The sequence below is a fragment of the Clostridium sp. ZS2-4 genome (assembly GCF_026719745.1).
GTDB lineage: Bacteria > Bacillota > Clostridia > Clostridiales > Clostridiaceae > Clostridium_H.
Map to the genome: position 1 here is coordinate 1 of NZ_JAPPRQ010000014.1, position 2,620 is coordinate 2,620.

At 32.1% G+C, this 2,620-nt stretch carries 3 protein-coding genes; all 3 read right to left on the minus strand.

The window, feature by feature from the left end:
- Nucleotides 1-813: 813 nt before the first annotated feature.
- Nucleotides 814-969 (minus strand): hypothetical protein, encoded by a 156-nt coding sequence (locus tag OIO11_RS02635; RefSeq protein ID WP_268069796.1) that lies wholly within the window; start codon nt 967-969, stop codon nt 814-816.
- A gap of 174 nt (nt 970-1,143) precedes the next feature.
- Nucleotides 1,144-1,677: a DUF2247 family protein gene (locus OIO11_RS02640; RefSeq protein WP_268069797.1), complete on the minus strand. Its 534-nt coding sequence runs from the start codon at nt 1,675-1,677 to the stop codon at nt 1,144-1,146.
- A 13-nt stretch (nt 1,678-1,690) separates the two neighbouring features.
- Nucleotides 1,691-2,209: a hypothetical protein gene (locus OIO11_RS02645; RefSeq protein ID WP_268069798.1), complete on the minus strand. Its 519-nt coding sequence runs from the start codon at nt 2,207-2,209 to the stop codon at nt 1,691-1,693.
- Between the last annotated feature and the right edge of the window lie 411 nt (nt 2,210-2,620).

The window sequence follows — 2,620 nt, forward strand, 5'->3', positions numbered from 1 at the left end:
TCTTTGTTGTATCTGATGTCTTGGCACAGCTGCTTCCATTTGTTCTTACACACCCTGTTACAATTGGTGATTCGCTTGTTTCATCTGGGAAATATAGTCTTGCACTTGTTCCTACTATAGGCATTGAATACATTGCATTTCCTGTTGGTGGGGCATATGGAAACCAGGTGGCTTCTGCATACTGATTTTTAGCATATCCAAATTCATTACGTAATAACTCTGTATTTGGTAACTCTATTGTAGTTCCATCTATTGCACTAAGCCTGTACCCATTCCAAAGTTCATATTCATTGCATTATTCATAAATAATTTGGTTTATCCTATTATTTAATTCAATAAATGCTTTAGGATTAATTTTTTGCCTGTTTTCTGAAAAAGCTTGTTTTGAAATACTATAATCTTTTTTCAAAAGTCCTTCAAAAAAATTATTTAGCTCAACCTATACAGTCTTATTAATCATATTTAGCATAAATAATATATTTTCTTTAAAACTCATTTTTACTGACCTCGTAAAATATGATGGACTAATTCTATTTGAGCACTTAAATAAATAGTCCTCAATCATTATTTTACTTCCCAATAGACATTTACTAAAGCTTTTTTTGAACTTCATCTTAATCACCCATAATCATTAGAGATACACAAAAATAATGTGTTCTTTCTGATTATTGGGATTATTTTCAAATGTCAAGTGTTTTTCAAAAATAAATATATTTTTCTCTATAAATTAATAATAACTAGAATGATTTAGAGTTATTTTTAAATCTTCCTAGTTATTTACATTTTAGCTTGATGACATTGCCCCGAGGGTCCTTACGAAAGACCAAAGGGCGTGAGCTTGCTAGACTCCATTTTCCACCAATCACCTATATTAGAACCATCACTAGTTAATATATTTCTAGCCTTTTGATCCCATAATTTTTCTCCATTAATAATTTGATTAGAATTACTTATAATATCATCTTTCATTAGTAATTTCTTATATTGTTGATATGCATATGAATCACTAGGGAGCTCTTTTCACTGCATTATTTAGATTATGCAGTGTCTTTACTGTTTTGAAAATCTATTTACTCATTGAATTTCTTCAACAGTATCCCACCATCATACTTAACTAATATTTTGTAGCAAGTTTAATACAATTTATGAAGCAAGATTTACTAATGCATTTTTCTCTTTTTCTAAAAATTTATCAAGCAACATAATCATACGTAAATTATTCTCATCTACCGAATACTTTGTTGGGTCATAGCCTCCTTTTGGTGGCATATATGGTATGAACTCTTCCATCTCAACAGGATATCCAACATCTGCATAAACTTCGGATACTTTGCTTAATAGTTCTTTATTATTGTTTATTGTTTTTCTTAAAATCCTAAGCAAACAGTATCTTAGCTTTCTTAACTCGTCATTCCAACTAAGTGTACCTTTATCTATCTCTTCAAAACCTAGCTTAATGGGCATTTTTAACAACAGTTCTTCTTTTGAAAATTCTCCTTCTCCCCAAGCTAATTCATTAATAAATTCATTGTCTATATAGGATTCATTAGATATTTCTTTAACAGAATAATCAACTAACGCCGAAGTATCAATAAAATCTAAATATAAAGCCACATATAGTGTCTTCCAATCATACTTAATCTCAGCATCCTCTAATTCATTAAATTTAAGTAACATTGTACATACCTCCTTACTTTCCAGGAACTTGATTAGGTTTACCTGTAATCTCTCCTCCTGGAATAAATCTTCTGTGAGTTACTCCTTCTGTAGGGTCTACTATCCATTCAAAAATTCCATCTTGGTCTACTGTAATTGTCTCAATCCTTTCAAACCCTTGAGTTTTATCATAAATTCGTTTATATTCATAAGATTTTTGTCCACCTTTTATTTGATACAATTCTCTTTGTATCTTGTCTCCTCCGATGAGCTCAAATTTTTGAGCATCCTTTGCATAATTATCTATTATATCATTGAATCCATGTTGTCCATCATATGGTTTTAATGCACTACCAGTTCTTGTATTATCCAACACAGGATGACTAATTGTTTTAGCTTCACCCGCACCCTTAGTAATCACTTTAGCCGTATCATCCACACTTGATCCTAATTCATTCTTAACCTTCTTAACTTCCTTTTCAAACCTACCTAAAGCCTCATAACCATTACCCAAATTACTACCAAGCACTACTGGCTTCGGTCCTTTTCTCATATTGTTTAATGCTATTTTAGCTATTCTAATATTCTCTGATATTTCAGCTGATATCTTATTAAATGCTTTTTTAACAAAGGGTGCTGCTTTCTTAATTAATTTTTCTGCTNATTAGGACAGTTTTAAAGTTTATTCCTTTGCCTTCTAATTTTTGTCTTAATATACTTTCAAATCCGTTGGTTATCCCTCCTAACAGCATTTTTCCACCTATGGCTTCACCTACTCCAAAAGGTCCAAATACTGCTCCGGAGACTGCTCCTATAAAGGATTCTCGGCATCCTGCTGCCATATAAGAAGATATATCACTTACTTCTTTTCGTCCTGCATCTGATATTGCTTGACTTAATACTGCCGCTGTTCCTGCTACTGCTGCCCCTATTGCGGTTGCTTTAGCAACTACTAATGCTGTCG